Annotated in this window: 22 protein-coding genes; 15 read left to right on the top strand and 7 right to left on the bottom strand. The window is 67.6% G+C overall.

Annotation, left to right across the window (positions count from 1 at the left end):
• The first annotated feature begins 186 nt into the window (after window positions 1–186).
• The 3 genes from AC10QF_RS00750 to AC10QF_RS00740 are packed head-to-tail and all read left to right on the top strand — an operon-like array spanning window position 187 to window position 3,199.
• Entirely contained in the window at window positions 187–1,146 is a 960-nt protein-coding gene (locus AC10QF_RS00750; RefSeq protein WP_494541565.1) for an HlyD family secretion protein, read from the top strand.
• A gap of 20 nt (window positions 1,147–1,166) precedes the next feature.
• Window positions 1,167–2,090 carry an ABC transporter ATP-binding protein gene (locus AC10QF_RS00745; protein ID WP_005415939.1) on the top strand — a complete coding sequence of 308 codons (924 nt, stop codon included), beginning with the start codon at window positions 1,167–1,169 and terminating at the stop codon, window positions 2,088–2,090.
• Entirely contained in the window at window positions 2,087–3,199 is a 1,113-nt protein-coding gene (locus AC10QF_RS00740; protein WP_494541564.1) for an ABC transporter permease, read from the top strand. Before AC10QF_RS00745 ends, AC10QF_RS00740 begins: the two co-directional genes overlap by 4 nt.
• 60 nt (window positions 3,200–3,259) lie before the next feature.
• Here the strand turns inward: AC10QF_RS00740 and miaB are convergent, their stop codons facing one another.
• Complete coding sequence (gene miaB / locus AC10QF_RS00735; RefSeq protein WP_005415941.1) at window positions 3,260–4,678, bottom strand: tRNA (N6-isopentenyl adenosine(37)-C2)-methylthiotransferase MiaB; 1,419 nt, start codon at window positions 4,676–4,678, stop codon at window positions 3,260–3,262.
• 209 nt (window positions 4,679–4,887) lie between these two features.
• Window positions 4,888–5,508 (bottom strand): glutathione S-transferase family protein, encoded by a 621-nt coding sequence (locus AC10QF_RS00730; protein ID WP_069137949.1) that lies wholly within the window; start codon window positions 5,506–5,508, stop codon window positions 4,888–4,890.
• An 81-nt stretch (window positions 5,509–5,589) separates the two neighbouring features.
• Between AC10QF_RS00730 and AC10QF_RS00725 the strand changes: the two genes are divergently transcribed.
• The 7 genes from AC10QF_RS00725 to AC10QF_RS00695 all read left to right on the top strand — a co-directional run bounded on the left by AC10QF_RS00725 (window position 5,590) and on the right by AC10QF_RS00695 (window position 11,611).
• Entirely contained in the window at window positions 5,590–6,558 is a 969-nt protein-coding gene (locus AC10QF_RS00725) for a helix-turn-helix transcriptional regulator (RefSeq protein ID WP_494541563.1), read from the top strand.
• A gap of 45 nt (window positions 6,559–6,603) precedes the next feature.
• The gene (locus tag AC10QF_RS00720; RefSeq protein ID WP_494541562.1) at window positions 6,604–7,524 is read left to right on the top strand and encodes a lytic transglycosylase domain-containing protein; all 921 of its coding nucleotides are present in this window, start codon (window positions 6,604–6,606) and stop codon (window positions 7,522–7,524) included.
• Window positions 7,525–7,682: 158 nt separating this feature from the next.
• Complete coding sequence (petA, locus tag AC10QF_RS00715) at window positions 7,683–8,303, top strand: ubiquinol-cytochrome c reductase iron-sulfur subunit (RefSeq protein ID WP_004151998.1); 621 nt, start codon at window positions 7,683–7,685, stop codon at window positions 8,301–8,303.
• Window positions 8,303–9,562 carry a cytochrome b gene (locus tag AC10QF_RS00710; protein WP_049451337.1) on the top strand — a complete coding sequence of 420 codons (1,260 nt, stop codon included), beginning with the start codon at window positions 8,303–8,305 and terminating at the stop codon, window positions 9,560–9,562. Before petA ends, AC10QF_RS00710 begins: the two co-directional genes overlap by 1 nt.
• The gene (locus AC10QF_RS00705; RefSeq protein ID WP_049414892.1) at window positions 9,555–10,304 is read left to right on the top strand and encodes a cytochrome c1; all 750 of its coding nucleotides are present in this window, start codon (window positions 9,555–9,557) and stop codon (window positions 10,302–10,304) included. The genes AC10QF_RS00710 and AC10QF_RS00705 overlap by 8 nt, the downstream gene beginning before the upstream one ends.
• A gap of 134 nt (window positions 10,305–10,438) precedes the next feature.
• Window positions 10,439–11,074 carry a glutathione S-transferase N-terminal domain-containing protein gene (locus tag AC10QF_RS00700; RefSeq protein WP_005415948.1) on the top strand — a complete coding sequence of 212 codons (636 nt, stop codon included), beginning with the start codon at window positions 10,439–10,441 and terminating at the stop codon, window positions 11,072–11,074.
• An 84-nt stretch (window positions 11,075–11,158) separates the two neighbouring features.
• A complete protein-coding gene (locus AC10QF_RS00695) occupies window positions 11,159–11,611 on the top strand; it encodes a ClpXP protease specificity-enhancing factor (RefSeq protein ID WP_005415949.1) in 453 nt (150 codons plus the stop codon).
• A gap of 104 nt (window positions 11,612–11,715) precedes the next feature.
• Here AC10QF_RS00695 and AC10QF_RS00690 read toward each other — a convergent pair whose 3' ends face one another.
• The 4 genes from AC10QF_RS00690 to AC10QF_RS00675 form a co-directional block, all read right to left on the bottom strand.
• Window positions 11,716–12,066 carry a DUF3301 domain-containing protein gene (locus AC10QF_RS00690; protein WP_005415950.1) on the bottom strand — a complete coding sequence of 117 codons (351 nt, stop codon included), beginning with the start codon at window positions 12,064–12,066 and terminating at the stop codon, window positions 11,716–11,718.
• Between the two features lie 67 nt (window positions 12,067–12,133).
• A complete protein-coding gene (locus tag AC10QF_RS00685; RefSeq protein WP_494541561.1) occupies window positions 12,134–13,123 on the bottom strand; it encodes a DUF2272 domain-containing protein in 990 nt (329 codons plus the stop codon).
• 119 nt (window positions 13,124–13,242) lie between these two features.
• The gene (nadC, locus tag AC10QF_RS00680; RefSeq protein ID WP_069137946.1) at window positions 13,243–14,094 is read right to left on the bottom strand and encodes a carboxylating nicotinate-nucleotide diphosphorylase; all 852 of its coding nucleotides are present in this window, start codon (window positions 14,092–14,094) and stop codon (window positions 13,243–13,245) included.
• The gene (locus tag AC10QF_RS00675; protein WP_353075013.1) at window positions 14,091–14,360 is read right to left on the bottom strand and encodes a Trm112 family protein; all 270 of its coding nucleotides are present in this window, start codon (window positions 14,358–14,360) and stop codon (window positions 14,091–14,093) included. The genes nadC and AC10QF_RS00675 overlap by 4 nt, the downstream gene beginning before the upstream one ends.
• A 58-nt stretch (window positions 14,361–14,418) precedes the next feature.
• Here AC10QF_RS00675 and purE point away from each other — a divergent pair, with 58 nt between their 5' ends.
• The 3 genes from purE (at window position 14,419) to AC10QF_RS00660 (ending at window position 16,534) form a co-directional block, all read left to right on the top strand.
• Window positions 14,419–14,922 carry a 5-(carboxyamino)imidazole ribonucleotide mutase gene (gene purE / locus AC10QF_RS00670; protein ID WP_494541560.1) on the top strand — a complete coding sequence of 168 codons (504 nt, stop codon included), beginning with the start codon at window positions 14,419–14,421 and terminating at the stop codon, window positions 14,920–14,922.
• Window positions 14,919–16,067 carry a 5-(carboxyamino)imidazole ribonucleotide synthase gene (locus tag AC10QF_RS00665; RefSeq protein ID WP_069137945.1) on the top strand — a complete coding sequence of 383 codons (1,149 nt, stop codon included), beginning with the start codon at window positions 14,919–14,921 and terminating at the stop codon, window positions 16,065–16,067. Before purE ends, AC10QF_RS00665 begins: the two co-directional genes overlap by 4 nt.
• A 125-nt stretch (window positions 16,068–16,192) precedes the next feature.
• On the top strand, window positions 16,193–16,534 hold the full coding sequence (locus AC10QF_RS00660; protein WP_019659022.1) for a carboxymuconolactone decarboxylase family protein: 342 nt from the start codon (window positions 16,193–16,195) through the stop codon (window positions 16,532–16,534).
• A gap of 114 nt (window positions 16,535–16,648) precedes the next feature.
• Here AC10QF_RS00660 and AC10QF_RS00655 read toward each other — a convergent pair whose 3' ends face one another.
• Complete coding sequence (locus AC10QF_RS00655; RefSeq protein WP_032954072.1) at window positions 16,649–17,227, bottom strand: superoxide dismutase; 579 nt, start codon at window positions 17,225–17,227, stop codon at window positions 16,649–16,651.
• A gap of 121 nt (window positions 17,228–17,348) precedes the next feature.
• On the opposite strand from AC10QF_RS00655, the gene grxD reads away from it, so the two are divergent.
• Window positions 17,349–17,669 carry a Grx4 family monothiol glutaredoxin gene (gene grxD / locus AC10QF_RS00650; RefSeq protein WP_005415957.1) on the top strand — a complete coding sequence of 107 codons (321 nt, stop codon included), beginning with the start codon at window positions 17,349–17,351 and terminating at the stop codon, window positions 17,667–17,669.
• Window positions 17,666–18,442, top strand: a complete 777-nt coding sequence (locus AC10QF_RS00645) for an SDR family NAD(P)-dependent oxidoreductase (RefSeq protein WP_053500310.1) — start codon at window positions 17,666–17,668, stop codon at window positions 18,440–18,442. Before grxD ends, AC10QF_RS00645 begins: the two co-directional genes overlap by 4 nt.
• Window positions 18,443–18,655: the final 213 nt, after the last annotated feature.

Here is an 18,655-nt window from a genome sequence, read left to right as displayed (position 1 = left end):
GGCCGCCCCCGTCCGGTTCTCCACACCGGCTGTGGAATGATGCTGAATCAAGCTGTGGATAGGTGGCGAGGAACCTTGCAGCAAAAGGCTTGTCCGCGCTTGGCGAAAAAACCGTCAGGGCTGATCGGAATCATTGAGGGTGCACGGGGCAGGTGGCACCGTGTCGCCGTCGCAGGAGGGGATGGCATGGGCATCGGCAACGGGATGCGTGGACTCGGGCTGGCGGGCATCGGCCTGCTGGCGGGCTGTGGGCAGTCAACGCCAACGGCGCTGGGCACGCTGGAGTGGGACCGGATCACGGTGCCGGCGCCGGCGGCCGAGGTGATCGCCACGGTGGAGGTGCGCGAGGGCCAGCGGGTCAAGGCCGGGGCCGTGCTGATGCAGCTCGATCCCGCCCGCGGCGACGCGCAGTTCGCGGCGGCGCAGGCCGACACGGCGCGCGCGCAGGCCCAGCTGGAAGAGCTGAAGCTCGGCCCGCGGCAGGAACAGATCGCACAGGCCCAGGCACAACTGGCCGCGTTGCGCGCGCAGTCTGCTGAAGCCACTGCCTACTATCGTCGGGTGCAGCCATTGGCACGCCAGCGCCTGATCGCCGCCGCCGAGCTGGACCGTGCACGGGCGGCCGCCGGCCATGCCGCGGCCAGCGTGCGTGCCGCCGAGCAGGCCTGGCTGGAACGGGTGCACGGCAGTCGCGCGCAGGACATCGCCCAGGGCCAGGCGGCCGCCGACGCCGCACAGGCGCAGCAAGTGGTGCAGGGCGTCAACCTGCAGAAGCTGCAGCTGCGCGCACCGCGCGATGGCGTGATCGATGCCTTGCCCTACCGGCAGGGTGACCAGGCACCGATCGGGGCGCCGCTGGCGGTGATGCTGGTCGGCGAGCGCCCCTATGCGCGCGTCTACCTGCCGCAGCCGCTGCGCCTGCAGGTCAAGGTCGGTCAGCCAGCGCAGATACAGCTGGAGGGAGGGGGCACCACCGTACTGAAGGGCCATGTGCGCGCGATCCGCAGCGAGCCTTCTTTCACCCCGTACTACGCACTGACCGGCGATGACGTCGAGCGCCTGAGCTACCTCGCCGAGATCGAAGTGGATGCAGCCAGCGACATGCAGAAGCTTCCGGCCGGACTGCCGGTGCAGGTGCGCTTCTGAACACCGGTGCGGACATCGCGGTGCATGCGCAGGGCCTGACTCGCCGCTTCGGTGAACTGCTGGCCGTGGACAAGGTCGACCTGACCGTCCCGCGCGGGCAGGTGTACGGCTTCCTGGGCCCGAACGGGTCAGGCAAGTCGACCACCATCCGCATGCTGTGCGGCCTGCTGGAACCCAGTGCGGGGCAGATCGAGGTGCTGGGCCTGGCGGTTCCCGAGCAGGCCGAAGCACTGCGCCGGCGCATCGGCTACATGACCCAGCGCTTCTCGCTGTACGAAGACCTGTCGGTACGCGAGAACCTGGAATTCCTCGCCGCCATCCAGGACCTGCCGCGCAACCAGGCCCGGCAACGGGTCGATGCGCTGCTGCAGCAGTACCGGTTGCAGGACCGGCAGCCGCAGCTGGCCGGCACGCTCAGCGGTGGACAGAAGCAGCGCCTGGCCCTGGCCGGCGCCGTGGTGCATTCGCCCGAACTGCTGTTCCTGGATGAGCCGACCAGCGCGGTCGACCCGGAATCGCGCCGCGACTTCTGGGAGGCCCTGTTCGAACTGGCCGACGCGGGAACCACGGTGCTGGTGTCGACCCATTACATGGACGAAGCCGAGCGCTGCCATCGCCTGGCGATCCTTGATCGCGGCGCACTGGTGGCCGACGGCACGCCGGCCGAGCTCTGTTCACGGCTGCAAGGACGCACGCTGCAGGTCACGTCATCGCAGCCACGCCAGGCCAGCCGCGTGCTGGCCGAGCTGCCCGGCGTGCTGAGCGTGGCGCAGATCGGCACCCATCTGCGCGTGCTGTGCAATGAGGGCGCAGCGGATGTCGCAGTGCTGCGGCGCGCGCTGGCCAGCGCCGACCCGCAAGCGCATATCGAAATCGTGGCGCCGAACCTGGAGGACGTGTTCGTGGCCGCCACCCGTGGCCGTGGCAGGGAGCCAGCGGCATGAACCTGCGCAGGCTGTGGGCGATCATGCTCAAGGAGCTGCGGCAGCTGCGCCGCGACCGCATCACGCTGGCGATGATCGTCGGCATTCCGGTGATGCAGCTGCTGCTGTTCGGGTATGCGATCAACCTCAACCTGCGCCACCTCGATGCGGGTATCGCCGACCAGGCCAACAGCACCGCCTCACGCGCGCTGGTGCAGGACATGGTCGCCACCGGCGTGATCACGCCACGCAGCGAGGCCTACACGCCGGACCAGCTGATGCAGGCGCTGCGCCGCGGCGAGATCAGCGTCGGCATCGTGGTGCCGGTCGACTTCGAGCGTCGCCGCTTCGATGGACGCGAAGCGGTACAGGTGCTGGTCGATGGCAGCGACACCGTGGTGCAGAGTGCGGCGATCCAGCTGGCGCAGGTGCCACTGGATACGCGCCCGACCAGCAATACGCGGCCGCTGCGCGAAGGCAGCATTGCCGGTGGCCAGGTCAGCGTGACCAGTTTCTACAACCCGCAACGGCGCTCGGCGGTGAACATCGTGCCCGGCCTGATCGGGGTGATCCTGACCATGACCCTGGTGATGTTCACGGCGGTGGCGGTGGTGCGCGAACGCGAGCGCGGCAACATGGAACTGCTGATCGCCACGCCGGTATCGCGCAGCGAACTGATGGTCGGCAAGGTGCTGCCCTATGCAGCGATCGGTCTGCTGCAGACCACGCTGGTGCTGGTGCTGGGCACCTGGCTGTTCCAGGTGCCGATTCGCGGCAGCCTGCTCGACATCTACCTGGCCGCGGTGCTGCTGGTGCTGGCCAACCTGGCGCTGGGCCTGCTGATCTCCACGCGCGCGCGTTCGCAGTTCCAGGCGATGCAGATGACCCTGTTCCTGTTCCTGCCGTCGATCCTGCTGTCGGGCTTCATGTTCCCGTTCGCCGGCATGCCGCGGCCGGTGCAGTGGCTGGCCGAAGTGCTGCCGCTGACCCACTTCCTGCGCCTGGTGCGCGGCATCATGCTGCGCGGCGCCTCGCTGTGGGAGCTGTGGCACGACGCACTGGCGCTGCTGGCCTTCATCGTGGTGATGATGACCCTGGCGATCCTGCGTTTCCGCAAGCGTCTGGATTAGTGAATGCCGACCAACGGTCGGCATCTACCCCGGTGGGTGCCGACCGTTGGTCGGCACGCCTTATTCCGCCACCACGCGCCCGCGCAGCGAATTGGTCAGCGCTTCGGTGATCACCACATCCACGAACTGCCCGATCAGGCGCGCAGGCGCCGGGAAATTCACCGACCGCATGTTCTCGGTCTTGCCGGTCAGCTCGTTCGGGTTCTTGCGCGACGGCCCTTCCACCAGCACGGTCTGCACGGTACCGACCATCTTCTCCGAGATGCTGGCGGCGTGCGCATTGATGCGCTCCTGCAGGCGCGACAGACGCGCATGCTTCTCGGCATCGCTGATCGTGTCCTCCAGATCGGCCGCCGGCGTACCTGGTCGACGCGAATAGATGAAGGAGAAACTGTGGTCGAAGCCGATGTCCTCGATCAGCTTCATGGTCTTCTCGAAGTCGGCATCGGTCTCGCCGGGGAAGCCGACGATGAAGTCCGAGCTGATTGAAATGTCCGGGCGCACCGCGCGCAGCTTGCGGATCTTCGACTTGAATTCCAGCGCGGTGTAGCCGCGCTTCATCGCCGACAGCACGCGGTCGCTGCCGGCCTGCACCGGCAGGTGCAGGAAGTTGGCCAGCTGCGGAACGTCGCGGAACGCATCGATCAGCGAATCGCTGAACTCGAGCGGGTGCGAGGTGGTGAAGCGGATGCGGCCGACCCCATCGATCTCGGCGATGGTGCGGATCAGCAGGCCGAGGTCGGCAAACTCACCGTCTCCATACGGGCCGCGATAGGCGTTGACGTTCTGGCCGAGCAGGTTGATCTCGCGCACGCCCTGCGCGGCGAGCTGCGCCACTTCCACCACCACGTCCTCGAACGGGCGGCTGACTTCGGTGCCGCGGGTGTAGGGCACCACGCAGAACGAGCAGTACTTGGAACAGCCTTCCATGATCGACACGAACGCCGAGGCACCTTCGGCGCGTGGCTCGGGCAGGCGGTCGAACTTCTCGATCTCGGGGAAGCTGATGTCCACCTGCGGGCGCTTCTGCTCGCGCCGCGCGCGGATCAGTTCCGGCAGGCGATGCAGGGTCTGCGGGCCGAACACAAGGTCCACGAACGGGGCGCGCTTGATGATCGCTTCGCCTTCCTGCGAGGCAACGCAGCCGCCCACGCCGATGATGACCTCGCGGCCCTTGTTCTTCAGGCCCTTCCACACGCCGAGTTGGCTGAACACCTTCTCCTGCGCCTTCTCGCGGATGGAGCAGGTGTTGACCAGGATGACGTCGGCGTCGTCCGGGCTGTCGGTCAGTTCCAGGCCATCGCTGGCGGCAAGCACGTCGGCCATCTTGGCCGAGTCGTACTCGTTCATCTGGCAACCGTGGGTCTTGATGTACAGCTTGCCCTTGACCTGGTCAGGCTTGCGCGGACCAGCGGGCAGGGCAACGAGCGGGGTACCGCCCGGGGTGGCGGGCGGAAAGACGTCTGGCGTCCCGGTCATGGCGCTTAATCCATTCGGGTGGCGGGAAAGCGGGCAATTCTACCCGCATCCCGCGCCAGCCGCCGCGCCCTTGTAGAGCCGAGCCCACGCTCGGCTGCTCTTCCCGCTTCCCAGGGGCAGCCTGGCATGGCCTGGATCTACTGAAGCCAGCCGAGCGTGGGCTCGGCTCTACAAGGAAAGCCAGCCGGCGCTGCTCCAGCCGGCGCTGCTTATGCCGCCGCCAGCTCCGCATCGATCTGCCGCGAACGGTCGAAGGCGGTCATCGCGCTCATCCGTGCGATGTAATCAGCCGTGGCCGGTGCAGGCTGCACCAGACCGAAGGCCGTGGTCCAGGCCAGCGCATTGCCCCACAGCACGTCGGCGGCACTCATCGTCTCGCCGAGCAGGTAGCGACCCTGTGCCAGCTGGGCCTCGACCACCTGCAGCACGGTCTCGGCGTCGTTGTACGGCGACATCATGCGCGGCGGCGGCTCGCGGTGCATCGCCTTGTCGATCATCGCCGGCTCGAAACAGGCACCGTAGAAGGCCATCCAGCGCAGGTAGGGGCCGCGCAGGGCGTCGCCGATCGGCGGCGCCAGCCCGGCCTCCGGATACAGGTCGGCCAGGTACAGATAAATGGCGACCTGCTCGGTCACCAGTGCGCCGTTGTGGACGATGGCCGGCACCTTGCCCATCGGGTTGATGGCCAGATAGGCCGGGGCCAGGTTGGCACCGGCCTTCAGGTCCAGCACCTGCATGCGGTAGTCGGCACCCAGCGCTTCGAGCAGGGCCACGGCGCCGCTCGAGCGGGATCGGGCGGCGTGGTACAGGGTGATCTGGCGTGAGTTCATGGCATTGCTCCTTGCGGTGGGTGGGTGAACTGGAAGCCATCCTGGGGCACTATTGCGGACGACTTCTGTCCTCGATTCTTCATGCGCCATACCGCCCATCGACTGCTGCGCCTGATCGCCCTGCTGCAGGCCCGCCGCCAGTGGTCCGGGGCTGAGCTGGCCGAGCGCATGGGCGTGGACCGGCGCAGCATCCGCCGTGATATCGAACGCCTGCGCGAACTGGGCTATCCGGTCCGGTCCTCGTCGGGGGTCGGTGGCGGCTATCAGCTCGGGGCCGGGGCACCGGTACTGCCGATGCTGCTGGACGAGGACGAGGCGACGACCCTGGCGATCGCCCTGCGGGCCGCGTCCGCGACCGTCGCTGGCATCGACGACACCGCCCGGGGCCTGTTGTCCAAGCTCGACCCGCTGGTGCCGACCCGTCGCCGCCAGCAGGCCGGCGAGGTGCATGCGGCGACGGCCACCCTGTCCGACCTTCCCTCCACTGACGCACGCCTGCTGGGACGGCTGGCCCAGCATTGCCGGCAGGCGTCACGGCTGGCCTTCGAGTACCGCAGTGCGCAGGAGGCGGTGACCCAGCGCGAGGTCGAGGCGCAGCACCTGGTCAACTATGGGCGGCGCTGGTACCTGCTGGCCTGGGATCTGGGCCGCCAGGACTGGCGCACCCTGCGCGTGGACCGGATGGGCGCGGTGCGCGAATGCGCCGGGCCGGGCATGCATCGACGCACGCCCGCGCCCCCGGACGTGATGGTGCGGCAGGCGGTCAGCCAGGCGCCCTTCGCGCTGCAGGCCATCGTCCGCCTGGCCGGCAGCCGCACCGAGCTGGAAGGGCGCATCCCGCCGTGGTGTGGTGTGCTGGAGGCTGATGGCGCCGACCATTGCCTGTTGCGCATGGGCGCCGAGAGCGGCGGCATGATGCTGGCGCAGATCCTCAGCCTGGACCGGGTGCCGGTGGCGTTGTGGACCACACCGCCGGGCCTGCGCGATGAGCTGGCACAGCGTTTGGCCGGATTGGGCCAGGTGCTGGCTGTGCCGCCGGTCACAGGCTGAGCCGCGTCGCTTGGCAAGCCCCGGCGAAGCTGGGACACTCGCGGCATGAAGGGGATACTGGGGACAACGGCGATCATCATCGCTGCGCTGACCGCTGCGCCGGCCAGCGCTGGCACCCTGTACAAGTGCCAGGGCGCCGACGGGGTCACCAGCTACGTTAGCAAGCGAGTGGCCGGCGCGCGTTGCAGCAGCATCAGCTACAGCCGTGATACCCGCCCGGCACCGCGCCCCGTGGTGGCCGCACCGAAGCCTGCGCCGACCTCGGTGGCCAGCATCGAACGCAATCCGGTCGCCGTGGCGGCCAGCGCCGCTGCGCCCGCTGCAGTCGCGCCGACGCCTGCTGCACCCGCGCCTGCCGCGGTACCGACGGCCTCGCGGGCCGGGCGGATGGTCAGCGGCCAGGTCTATTCCTTCATGAAGGATGGGGTGCGCCACTACACCAGTGCGCGGCCGACCCAAGTCGCCAACCTCGGCCCGGTGCGTACCATCCGCTACAGTTTCATGGAGCGCTGTTATGCCTGTGGCGTCAACCCACGCGTGGACTTCGGTTCGGTGCGCTTGAACACCACCGCGTTCCAGACCGAGATCACCGCGGCCGCACGCGAGTTCGGCGTCGAAGAAGCCGTGGTGCGCGCCATCATCCACGCCGAGTCGGCCTACAACCCGACCGCGCTCAGCCGCGCCGGCGCGCAGGGCCTGATGCAGCTGATGCCGCCGACCGCGGCCCGCTTCGGGGTCAGCGATTCCTATGATGCGGGGCAGAACATCCGTGGTGGCGTGCAGTATCTTGCGTGGTTGCTGAAGCGCTTCAATGGCGACCTGACCCTGGCCGCGGCCGGCTACAACGCCGGCGAAGGCGCGGTCGACCGCCACGGTGGCGTGCCGCCCTACAGCGAGACCCAGTACTACGTGCGCCGGGTTGGGCAGCTGGCCGAGCGTTACCGCACCGCATTGACACACCAGTAGTGCCGGCCGCTGGCCGGCAACCCCGTAATCAATGTTGTTGCAATGCGTTGTGTGGCGCGCGACGGTTCCGCTACACTCGCCCATGATTCAATGCGGCTCTGGCCCCCACCGGATCCGCTGGCAGCCTTAAAGCTACCTAATCAATATCGGAGTGCCGGATGGCCAACGATGGGGTACACGATCCAGTCAACACCGGACGTCGGCGTTTTCTTTCTGCCACCACTGCTGTGGTTGGCGCCGTCGGCGTCGGATTCACCGCCGTTCCTTTCATCAAATCCTGGAACCCCAGTGCCCGTGCCAAGCTTGCCGGTGCACCGGTCGTGGCCGACATCAGCGCCCTGCAGGAAGGCCAACGCCTGATCGTGGAGTGGCGTGGCCAGCCGATCTGGATCGTCAAGCGGTCCAAGGCGATCCTGGATGCACTGCACGGGCTGGATGGCCGCCTCAAGGACCCCGAGTCCGGCGAGAAGGACCAGCAGCCGGACTACGTGCTGAAGCAGAACCCCGAGCTGCGCTCGATCAAGCCGGACATCTCCGTGCTGGTCGGCCTGTGCACGCACCTGGGCTGCTCGCCGGAAATGGTCGCCGAGATCCGGCCTGAGCCCTACGACCCGCAGTGGAAGGGGGGCTACTTCTGCCCCTGCCACAAGTCGCGCTTCGACATGTCCGGCCGCGTCTTCAAGGATGTGCCGGCACCGATCAACCTGAAGGTGCCCGCGCACCATTACCAGGACGACAACACCATCATCATCGGTGTCGATCCGCAGGGGGCAGCCTGATGGCCAATATCCTCGCCCGTACCGCCAGCGGCGTCGCCGACTGGGTCAATGCCCGCGCGCCGGGCCTGATGCCGGTCTACCGCAAGCACGTTACCGAGTATTACGCGCCGAAGAACTTCAACATCTGGTACTACTTCGGTTCGCTGGCACTGCTGGTGCTGGTCAACCAGATCGTCACCGGCATCTTCCTGACGATGCACTACAAGACCAGCGCCGCGGAGGCGTTCGGCTCCATCGAATACATCATGCGTGATGTGGAGTGGGGCTGGCTGATCCGCTACATGCACTCCACCGGCGCCTCGCTGTTCTTCATCGTGGTCTACCTGCACATGTTCCGTGGCCTGCTGTACGGCAGCTACCAGAAGCCGCGCGAGCTGGTGTGGATCCTGGGCATGCTGATCTACCTGGTGCTGATGGCCGAGGCCTTCATGGGCTATGTGCTGCCGTGGGGCCAGATGTCGTTCTGGGGCGCCAAAGTGATCATCTCGCTGTTCGGCGCGATACCGGTGATCGGCAACGGCCTGACCGAATGGATCATGGGCGACTACCTGCCCAGTGACGCCACGCTCAACCGCTTCTTCGCGCTGCACGTCATCGCACTGCCGCTGGTGCTGCTGTTGCTGGTGGTGCTGCATCTGGGCGCGCTGCACGAAGTGGGGTCGAACAACCCCGATGGCGTGGAGATCAAGAAGGGGCCGAAGGGCAACCGCTGGTCGCCGAATGCTCCGGCCGACGGTATTCCGTTCCATCCGTACTACACGCTCAAGGATGGTGTCGGCGCCGGCTTCCTGCTTATCATCGCCGCCTTCATCATCTTCTTCGCACCGGGCTTCGGCGGCCTGTTCCTGGAACACGACAACTTCACCGAGGCCAACCGCCTGGTGACCCCCGAACACATCAAGCCGGTCTGGTACTACACGCCTTACTACGCGATGTTGCGCGTGGTACCGAACAAGCTCGGTGGCGTGCTGGTGATGTTCTCGGCCATTGCGATCCTGTTCCTGGTGCCGTGGCTGGACAAGGCCAGGGTGAAGTCGGTGCGCTACCGCGGCTGGATCTCGAAGGTGATGCTGGGCGTGCTGGCGGTGTGCTTCGTGTGGCTGGGCGTGATCGGCTCCGGCCCGGGCACCGACGTGCATGAAACCTACATCGGGCGGGTGCTGACCTTCCTGTACTTCGCGTTCTTCATCACCATGCCGCTATGGACAAGGTTGGACAAGACCAAGCCGGTACCGGAGAGGGTGACCACGCATGACTGAGCGCTGGATGGTCCGGCTGGCCCTGACGGCCACCCTGATGCTGGGCAGTTTCCTGGCCTCCGCCGCCGAGGGCGGCACCAAGCTGCTGCAGGCCGGCAACGACCTCGGTGACCGCGCCTCGCTGCAGCGGGGGGCGCAGCTCTACATGAACTACTGCTCCGGCTGCCACGCGCTGAAGTACCTGCGCTACTCGCGGATGGCGCAGGACCTGGGCCTGACCGAAGAAGAGGTGATGAACAACCTCAACTTCACCGGCTCGGCGATCGGCGACCCGATCCCGGTGGCGATGCCCAAGGAAAACGCGGAGAAGTGGTTCGGCAAGATGCCGCCCGATCTCAGCCTGATCGCGCGTGTGCGTGGCAGCGACTGGGTCTATACCTATCTCAAGTCGTTCTATCTGGACAGCAGCCGCCCGCTGGGCTGGAACAACGCGCTGTTCGCCAACGCCTCCATGCCCAACCCGCTGTGGGAGATGCAGGGGCTGCAGCATGCGGTGCACGGCAAGGCGGAAGCGCCCGGTATGGACCCGCCGGTGACCGGCCTGAAGATTGAAACGCCGGGATCGGTGGACGCCGGGCAGTACGACCAGGCCGTGCGGGACATCACCAACTTCCTCGAATACGCCGGCGAACCGGCCGCACTCAAGCGCCAGCAGCTGGGCGTGTGGGTGATCCTGTTCCTGGCCCTGCTGACCTTCCTGCTGTACCTGCTGAAGAAGGAATACTGGAAGGACGTTCACTGATTCTGCCACCGGCCATCGCATGGGCCTATTGGCTTTTGTGATGGTCGGTTGCACACTCGGGGAGGAGTCGACCGCTGGCACGGTGCCGGCGGCGCCGATGCGGCAGGCGGTCTCCTGTCGTGGGAGAGCCTTTGATGGCGGCGAGCGTACGCATGCGCAATACACTGACGCTGTTTTCCTCGAACGACGACGTACTGTGCCACCGTGTACGCCTGGTCCTGGCGGCCAAGGGCGTCACCTTCGACTTCGTTCCGGTCGATCCGCAGAACCCGCCTGAAGACCTGATCGACCTCAATCCGTACCACTCGGTGCCGACCCTGGTCGAACGCGAGCTGGTGCTGTACGCCGCATCGGTGGTCAGCGAGTACCTGGATGAGCGCTACCCGCATCCGCCACTGATGCCGGTCGACCCGTTGTCGCGTGCACGCATCCGCCTGGCCATGCTCCGCATCGAGCACGACTGGGTGCCGCAGGTGCAGGCCATCCAGCTGGGCAACAAGACCCAGGCCGAGGCTGGGCGCAAGCGCCTGAAGGAACTGCTGACCGCGTCGCTGCCGCTGTTCAAGGCCAGCAAGTTCTTCCTCAACCCGGAAATGAGCCTGGCCGACTGCGCGATGGCGCCGATCATCTGGCGCCTGCAGTCGCTGGATGTGCCGCTGCCGAAGGACGGCAAGGCGATCGAGGACTACGGCAACCGCATCTTCCGCCATCCGGGATTTGTCCGCAGCCTGACCGAGCAGGAAAAGAAACTGCGCGACCTGCCAGTCTGATCCGGCCCCGCGTTACCCGTCTGCACGCCGACCGGCGTGCAGACGATCCGCCCCGGCGGGGCGCCGGGCGCGTACACTTCACGCATGACCGAAGACTTCTTCCACATGACCAGCCACCGCCCGTACCTGCTGCGGGCGCTGGTGGAATGGATCAACGACAACCAGCTGACCCCGCACATCCTGGTCGACGCCGGCGTCCCCGGCGTGCAGGTCCCGCCTTCGGCGGTCAAGGATGGCCGGGTCGTGCTCAACATCGCCGAACGTGCCGTGGTGCGGCTGATGATCGACAACGAAATGGTGAGCTTCTCGGCCCGCTTCTCCGGAACCAGCTACCCGGTGCAGGTGCCGATCAGCGCCGTGCTGGCGGTCTACGCCCGCGAGACCGGGCAGGGCATGGCATTGCCGGATGACATTCCGGGCAACGAAACCGCACCGACCCGCGATGAGCTGCTGCACGAGGAAGGCACGCCGCCGGACGACACGCCGCCGGCCAGTCCGCCGCCGAAGGGCCGCCCGAACCTGCGCGTGGTCAAGTAACCCTTCCGACGCCGCCCCGATGGGCGGCGTCTTCCTTTGCAGGTTTTACCGGTGGGTGCCGGAATTGTGTGGGTGCCGACCGTTGGTCGGCACACCTTCAGTTCTTACACATCCTCGGCGTCCTCCACATCCGGCCGGATCTGGCTGATCCGCGCGGCACCGGGGCCGGTGAACGAGATCAGCTGGTCGCCACGCAGCACCATGCGGCCCACGTGGCGATCGATGCCATCGTAGGAATACTCGAACTTGAAGGTGCGCTCGAAACCGAGCCGGCCATCTTCGCCACGCGACAGTCGCAGGCCGGTGGCGTGCACCGCCTGGTCCAGCCACTGCACGTCGGCGGCGCGGCAGGCATTGCGTCCCAGCTCGACCGCGCGCTCGGCGGCCGAGCGTGCGGCGTTCCAGAAGAAGTAGATGATTCCGCCGGCAATCAACAACAGCAGCAGGGTAGGCATGGCGTCAGCCGTCAGAGGTCGATCCGGCAAAGATGGCGGCGAACGTGCGCTGGATCAAGCACGGGTATCACCGCCTCGGCGGTGGCTGGCCCGTCGTCGGCGCTGCGGGCGCGTTGGCCGGTACGGCCTGCATCGGCGCTGCGGAGGGTGACGGCATCACCAATGGCGCAGTCGCGGTCAGCTGCAGCAGCGCTGCCCAGTCCTGGCGGTTGAAGCTGCATTCGTCCTCGTGGCCCGGCGTGCAGCTGGGGTCGATGCCGGTGCTGTTGCGTTCGCGTGCCGGGGGCAGCTTGATCAGCCCGGTGCGGTCCAGCGGCAGCAACCGCATCGCCACGGTGTTCATCACGTTGCCACCGACCAGGTACAGGGTCTGGTCGCCTCCCAGGTTGGCAGCCACCACCACTTCGCAATGCGATTTCCAGTGGCCCACCGAACCGTTGCCCAGCGCCTGCACCAGCCCGCTGTAGCTGAGCGTCGTGCTGCGGTCGCGCAGGAAGCACAACAGGTCGCCCGGTGCGGGCTTTGCGGTCGCGGGATCGACCAGCCGGTACGGCACGCCCGAGGGGCCGCCCTGGTACGCGGCACGGATGTAGTCGATGTGGCGCGGCGACGTGTTGAAGCCGGGAACGCCGGCCTGCACCATCACCCAGGAAATGAAAGCGGCCGACCACGGGTTGTCGATCAGGAACGCGCGGCAGTCGCTGTCGGTGTAGCGCGTGCCCAGTGGTGCCAGACAGCTGCTGGCGCCGGCGATGCTGCCCATCGCGTTGAGCGTGCCGCTGTTGCGCCAGTAGCCGGCCACGCGCTGCCAGGCGATCAGGCCGTTGTCGGCCAGGTGATCGCTTTCGGCTTCGGTGACGCTGAGGCTGGCGGCGCGGCCATCGCGATCGATGAAGGGCCGGAACCACAACCGGTGCTCGTTGCAGGCGGTATTGCGGATGGCCACCGCCAATGGGCTCAGGCCGAAGCGGGGAGGGACATCGCAGGCTTCAGCGGCTGCGGCGGACAAGGGGGCTGCCGCGAGCAGCAGACAGGCAGGCAAGAGCATCCGGCGCATGCGCGGCTCCTGTGGGGGATGCCCGCAGCGTCGCAGAGGCTGGCGTAGCCGAGCCGTGAAGGCGCCCGGGTCGTGTAGAGCCGAGCCTACGCTCGGCTCCACAAGGTCTCCCGTAGGCCTCAAGCCGGCGGCGGGCCCAGCTTCAACGACAGATCGATGGCCTGCACATGCTTGGTCAGTCCGCCGATGGAGATGCAATCGACGCCATCCTCAGCGATCGAGCGCAGGCCGCCCAGGCCGACGCTGCCGGAGACTTCCAGCGGAATGCGTCCGGCGGTGATGCGCACCGCCTCGCGGCGCAGGTCGGGACTGAAGTCATCCAGCAGGATGCGTTCGCAACCGGCTTCGAGCGCCTGGCGCAGCTGTGCCAGGTCTTCGACCTCGACCACCAGTGGCAGCGCAGGCCACTGCCGGCGTGCGGCGGCCACCGCCGCGGCCAGCGAACCGGCGGCGCGGATGTGGTTCTCCTTCAGCATCACCGTGTCGTACAGGCCGAAGCGGTGGTTCTCGCCGCCGCCGCAGCGCACCGCGTACTTCTGCGCCAAGCGCAGGCCGGGCAGGGTCTTGCGGGTGTCGAGGATGCGGGTACCGGTACCGGCCACCGCGGCCACGTAGCGGGCAGTGGTGGTAGCGGTGCCGGACAGCGTCTGCAGGAAGTTCAGCGAAGTGCGCTCGGCACTGACCAGGCTGCGGCTGCGCCCGTGCAGCAGGGCCAGCACGGTGCCGGCGGTGACGGCATCGCCTTCGGCGATGTGCCATTCAATGCGCACGTCAGGGTCGAGCGCGCGATGGGTAGCGTCGAACCAGGGGCGCCCGGCGATCACCGCATCCTGCTTGCACAGCAGGTAGGCGCTGTCGGCCTGGTCGGGGAGCAGGGCGGCGGTGACATCACCGCTGCCCAGGTCCTCGGCCAGCGCGCGCGCGACATCGGCGGCGACAATGGCCGCATCCGGCGTCGGCAGCGTGCTCATGCCGCCGGGAAGTCGGCGATCTGGACGGTCGGAATGGCTTCCTCGGCCAGCAGCACCGGGATGCCGTCGTCGACGCGGAACACCTGCTTGCGGTCACGGGTGACCAGCGCCTCGCGCAGCGGCTGCGCCAGCGGGTTGCCATCGGCCTTGGTCACCGTGCCGGCGGAAATGGCCTTGTTGAGGGCTTCCAGGCCCTTGCCATCCAGCAGGGACAGGGGCTGGCGGGTGTCCGGGGACACCAGCAGGTCGAGCAGCTTGCGATCCATGGTTCTTCGTCTTGCGTGGAAGACGGCTAGAATACGTCTTTAAGGCAGGTGACGGCCAATGACCCCCAACCCGATCGCGCCGCTTGTCGGCATCGTCATGGGTTCCCGTTCCGACTGGGAAACCATGCAGCACGCCGCCCAGAAGCTTGAAGCCCTGGGTGTTCCGTTCGAAGTGAAGGTGGTGTCCGCGCATCGGACGCCGGATGTGTTGTTCAGTTACGCCGAGCAGGCGGGCCCGCGTGGCCTGCGCGCGATCATCGCCGGTGCCGGCGGGGCCGCGCACCTGCCGGGCATGATCGCGGCCAAGACCGCCGTGCCGGTGCTGGGCGTGCCGGTGCAGTCCAAGGCCCTCAACGGAATGGATTCCCTGCTGTCGATCGTGCAGATGCCGGCCGGCATCCCGGTCGCCACCTTCGCCATCGGCAACGCCGGCGCCTCCAACGCCGCGCTGTTCGCGGCGGCGATGCTGGCCAGCGACCAGCCGGCGATCGGCCAGGCGCTCGATGCCTTCCGTGCACGCCAGACCGAAGACGTGATGACCCACGACGATCCGCGCCAATGAGCCTGACTGTCGGCATCCTGGGCGGCGGCCAGCTCGCCCGCATGATGGTCCTGGCCGGTGCGCCGCTGGGGCTTCGCTTCGAACTGTACGACCCGGCCGCCGACGCCTGCAGCGGCCCGCTGGCGCCGCTCACCGTGGGCGCCTTCGACGACCGCCAGGCCTTGGCGGACTTCGCCGCCAAGGTCGATGTGGTCACCTTCGATTTCGAGAACGTGCCTGCCGACAGTGCACAGTTCCTGGCTGACCGCGTGCCGGTCTATCCGCCGCCGGCCGCGCTGGCGGTGGCCCAGGACCGGTTGAGCGAGAAGACCCTGTTCCAGCAGCTGGGTATTCCGCTGCCGGCCTTCGCCGACATCCGCAGCCGCGACGAGCTGGCGGCGAAGGTGGCTGAGTTCGGCCTGCCGTGCATCCTCAAGACCCGCCGCCTCGGCTACGACGGCAAGGGTCAGTTCCGCCTGCGCAGCGAAGCCGACATCGACGCCGCATGGGATGCGCTCGGTGCCCAGGTGGAGCGCACCGGACTGATCCTGGAAGGCTTCGTGGCCTTCCAGCGCGAGGTCAGCGTGGTGGCCGTGCGTGGCCGCGATGGCAGCTTCGAAGCCTGGCCGGTCACCGGCAACTGGCATGTCGACGGCGTGCTGTCGGCCAGCGTGGCACCGGCGGTGCTGTCCGACGCCGAGCAGCAGGCAGCGATCGGCTATGCCCGCCGCGTCGCCGAGCACCTGCAGTATGTGGGCGTGTTCGCGCTGGAGCTGTTCTGCCGTGATGGTGAGCTGCTGGCCAACGAGATGGCACCGCGCGTGCACAACTCCGGCCACTGGACCATCGAAGGCAGCGAGACCTCGCAGTTCGAGAACCATCTGCGTGCGGTGCTGGGCCTGCCGCTGGGCAGCACCCGCATGCTCGGCCATGCCTGCATGCTGAACTGGCTGGGCGCGATGCCCGATCCGGCGCCGGTGCTGGGTCAGGCCAGTGGCCATTGGCACGACTACGGCAAGGAGCCGCGCGAAGGTCGCAAGGTCGGCCACGCCACGTTGCGCGACGATGATGCCGCTGCATTGGCCGATGCGCTGGACCAGGTCGGCCTGGAGCTGGACCGCCAGGCCCAGGTGGCGCCGGCGGTACACGCGCTGCGCAACCGCTGAGCCCGGGCGTGCCGGCCAATGGCCGGCACAACCTTGTATGCCTGCAACGGTGTGGCGCGCCGGTGCAGGCATCGGCGCACCATTGCCGGTGGTAGCGTGGAGCTCCTTTCACAGGAGTCACGACCATGCTGGACTGGAATGCCTACCGCAAGGAACTGAAGGGCCGCATCGGCGAGATCGGCAAGCTCTCGCCGGACACGGTCAAGGGCTACGCCACCCTGGCCAATGCCGGTGCCCAGACCAACCATCTGGATGCCAAGACCCGTGAGCTGATCGCATTGGCGGTGGCGGTGACCACCCGCTGCGACGGCTGCATCACCGTGCACGTGGACGCTGCGCTGAAGCATGGCGCCAGCCGCGAGGAAATCGCCGAAGCACTGGGCGTGGCGGTGTCGCTCAACGCCGGCGCGGCGCTGGTGTACTCGGCGCGGGTGATGGACGCGGTGGCTGCGCACGAGAACGCGTGACGCTCCGCTCTGCATTTCGGTAGCGCCGGCCGCTGGCCGGCAACCCCGGTGTCCTTGTACGTCCAGTGGGTTGCCGGCCAGCGGCCGGCACTACCCCGTGACCGAGCCGCTGCCTCAGCGCAGCTGGCTCTCGGCGAATTCCCAGTTGACCATCTGCCAGAAGGCATCCAGGTAACGCGCGCGATCATTCTGGTAATCGGTGTAGTAGGCGTGCTCCCAGACATCGCAGCACAGCAGCGGGGTGCTTTCGCCGGTCAGTGGCGTGCCGGCGTTGCGGGTGGCCTGGATGCCGAGCTGGCCACCGGGGTGCTGCACCAGCCACACCCAGCCCGATCCGAACAGGCCCAGCGCGGTGCGGTTGAATTCCTCGCGCAGGCGCTGCGCATCACCGAACTGGCGCTTGACCAGCTCGCCCAGCCGGCCCTGCGGCTCGCCGCCGCCGCGCGGGCGCAGGCACTGCCAATAGAAGCCGTGGTTCCAGGCCTGGGCGGCCGCATCGAACAGCGTGCCCTGGGCATGGCGCACGATCTCTTCCAGTGACGCCTCCTCCCACTCGGTGCCGAGAGTGCCGGCGTTGACCGCGTCAACGTAGGCGCGGTGGTGGCGGCCGTGATGCAACTCAACGGTCTGCGCGGACAGGTGGGGCTGCAGGGAGCCGGGGAGGTAGGGCAGGGCAGGCAATTCGACGGGCATGGACAGGTTCGTGGCCAGGGGGACGGCGGCAGCCTGTTCCATCCGCTTACAATGGCGGCTACCGTGGGCAGTCTAGCCGACCATCACGGTCGGTTTGTCCGGCGAAGCAAGGAGTGTGGTTGTGGCGGTAATGCAGCAAATCCAGGCCGAGGTCGATCGTTACCCGCTCGTGCTGTTCATGAAGGGCACCCCGCAATACCCGATGTGCGGCTTTTCCAGTCGCGCCGTGCAGGCGTTGATGGCAGCCGGCGCCGTCACCCTGCGCACTGTCAACGTGCTCGAAGAGCCGGAGATCCGCGCCAACCTGCCGCGTTTTTCCAATCTGCCGACCTTCCCGCAGCTGTTCATCAATGGTGAGTTGATCGGCGGCTGCGACATCGTCATGGAACTGTTTGAATCCGGCGAGCTCAAGCGCATCGTCGAAGAGGCGACCCAGGGATGAGTGCCTGGCCGTCGACGTCACCGACTGACGGGGCGATCGATGGCCGCCCGTTGCAGGATCGCGTCGTACTGGTCGCCGGCGCCGGGGGAGGGCTGGGCAGTGCCGCGGCGGTCGCCGCAGCCGCAGCCGGTGCCACCGTGGTCCTGCTGGGACGCAAGCCGCGCCGGCTGGACCGGGTCTATGCCCAGGTCCAGGCGGTCGGTCCGGAACCGCTTCTGTACCCGCTGGACCTGGAAGGCGCCAGCCCCGATGACTATGCCGAACTGGCCCAGGCCCTGCAGCGCGAGCTGGGGCGACTGGATGGACTGCTGGTCTGCGCCGCGCATTTCCCCGGGCTGACTCCGTTTGAACTGGCTGACCCGGCCAGTTTCGCCCGTGCGGTCCATGTCACCCTGACCGCACCGGCCTGGCTGGCCCAGGCCTGCCTGCCGCTGCTGCGGCAACGCGAGGATGCCGCCATGGTGTTCGCGGTCGATGCCCCCGACCGGGTGGGGCAGGCCTATTGGGGGGGGTATGGCGTGGCCCAGCACGGCCTGCGTGGCCTGATCGCCAGCCTGCACGATGAACTGGGCCGCAGTCCCGTCCGGGTCAGTGGCCTGTACCCCGGCCCCCTGCGCACGGCGCTTCGGGCCCGCGCCTATTCCGTGGACCAGGACCCGGCTGCGCAAGGCCCGGAAGCCGCGGCGGCCGCTGCGGTGACCCTGCTGTCCGCCGCCGGGAGCACCTGGCGCGGGCAGATTCTCGATGCCAGTGAGACGCCCCGGGAAAGGTGAGCCCTGTGGAAAGACGGAGTGAAGAACCCGTCACGATTGCGTTGCGAACCGGTGCCGTTTGTCGCACAACCGTCACATTGATGGCGTAGCGTGTTAATCTAGTGTTAACCGTTAGGGCTGCCTTCAGCCGAGCGGTAGGGAACCCCAGATAACTCTCCGATCAGCCACCCGCAGGGCTGCTTGGATGCGCTTTTTTTCCGCCATCGCCAACTC

This window comes from Stenotrophomonas maltophilia complex sp. Om-AH-Sm3 (assembly GCF_059337855.1).
This window is presented reverse-complemented; position numbering and strand designations above follow the sequence as displayed.

What these genes read in the sequence shown, in the direction of transcription:
- AC10QF_RS00665 (WP_069137945.1), top strand. Translation starts at nt 14,919, where the DNA reads ATGAGCCTGACTGTCGGCATCCTGGGCGGCGGCCAGCTCGCCCGCATG.
- AC10QF_RS00750 (WP_494541565.1), top strand. Translation starts at nt 187, where the DNA reads ATGGGCATCGGCAACGGGATGCGTGGACTCGGGCTGGCGGGCATCGGC.
- AC10QF_RS00655 (WP_032954072.1), bottom strand. Translation starts at nt 17,227, where the DNA reads ATGCCCGTCGAATTGCCTGCCCTGCCCTACCTCCCCGGCTCCCTGCAG.
- miaB (WP_005415941.1), bottom strand. Translation starts at nt 4,678, where the DNA reads ATGACCGGGACGCCAGACGTCTTTCCGCCCGCCACCCCGGGCGGTACC.
- nadC (WP_069137946.1), bottom strand. Translation starts at nt 14,094, where the DNA reads ATGAGCACGCTGCCGACGCCGGATGCGGCCATTGTCGCCGCCGATGTC.
- AC10QF_RS00690 (WP_005415950.1), bottom strand. Translation starts at nt 12,066, where the DNA reads ATGCCTACCCTGCTGCTGTTGTTGATTGCCGGCGGAATCATCTACTTC.
- AC10QF_RS00645 (WP_053500310.1), top strand. Translation starts at nt 17,666, where the DNA reads ATGAGTGCCTGGCCGTCGACGTCACCGACTGACGGGGCGATCGATGGC.
- AC10QF_RS00730 (WP_069137949.1), bottom strand. Translation starts at nt 5,508, where the DNA reads ATGAACTCACGCCAGATCACCCTGTACCACGCCGCCCGATCCCGCTCG.
- AC10QF_RS00700 (WP_005415948.1), top strand. Translation starts at nt 10,439, where the DNA reads ATGGCGGCGAGCGTACGCATGCGCAATACACTGACGCTGTTTTCCTCG.
- AC10QF_RS00685 (WP_494541561.1), bottom strand. Translation starts at nt 13,123, where the DNA reads ATGCGCCGGATGCTCTTGCCTGCCTGTCTGCTGCTCGCGGCAGCCCCC.
- AC10QF_RS00740 (WP_494541564.1), top strand. Translation starts at nt 2,087, where the DNA reads ATGAACCTGCGCAGGCTGTGGGCGATCATGCTCAAGGAGCTGCGGCAG.
- AC10QF_RS00695 (WP_005415949.1), top strand. Translation starts at nt 11,159, where the DNA reads ATGACCGAAGACTTCTTCCACATGACCAGCCACCGCCCGTACCTGCTG.
- AC10QF_RS00705 (WP_049414892.1), top strand. Translation starts at nt 9,555, where the DNA reads ATGACTGAGCGCTGGATGGTCCGGCTGGCCCTGACGGCCACCCTGATG.
- petA (WP_004151998.1), top strand. Translation starts at nt 7,683, where the DNA reads ATGGCCAACGATGGGGTACACGATCCAGTCAACACCGGACGTCGGCGT.
- AC10QF_RS00725 (WP_494541563.1), top strand. Translation starts at nt 5,590, where the DNA reads ATGCGCCATACCGCCCATCGACTGCTGCGCCTGATCGCCCTGCTGCAG.
- AC10QF_RS00710 (WP_049451337.1), top strand. Translation starts at nt 8,303, where the DNA reads ATGGCCAATATCCTCGCCCGTACCGCCAGCGGCGTCGCCGACTGGGTC.
- AC10QF_RS00720 (WP_494541562.1), top strand. Translation starts at nt 6,604, where the DNA reads ATGAAGGGGATACTGGGGACAACGGCGATCATCATCGCTGCGCTGACC.
- purE (WP_494541560.1), top strand. Translation starts at nt 14,419, where the DNA reads ATGACCCCCAACCCGATCGCGCCGCTTGTCGGCATCGTCATGGGTTCC.
- AC10QF_RS00660 (WP_019659022.1), top strand. Translation starts at nt 16,193, where the DNA reads ATGCTGGACTGGAATGCCTACCGCAAGGAACTGAAGGGCCGCATCGGC.
- AC10QF_RS00675 (WP_353075013.1), bottom strand. Translation starts at nt 14,360, where the DNA reads ATGGATCGCAAGCTGCTCGACCTGCTGGTGTCCCCGGACACCCGCCAG.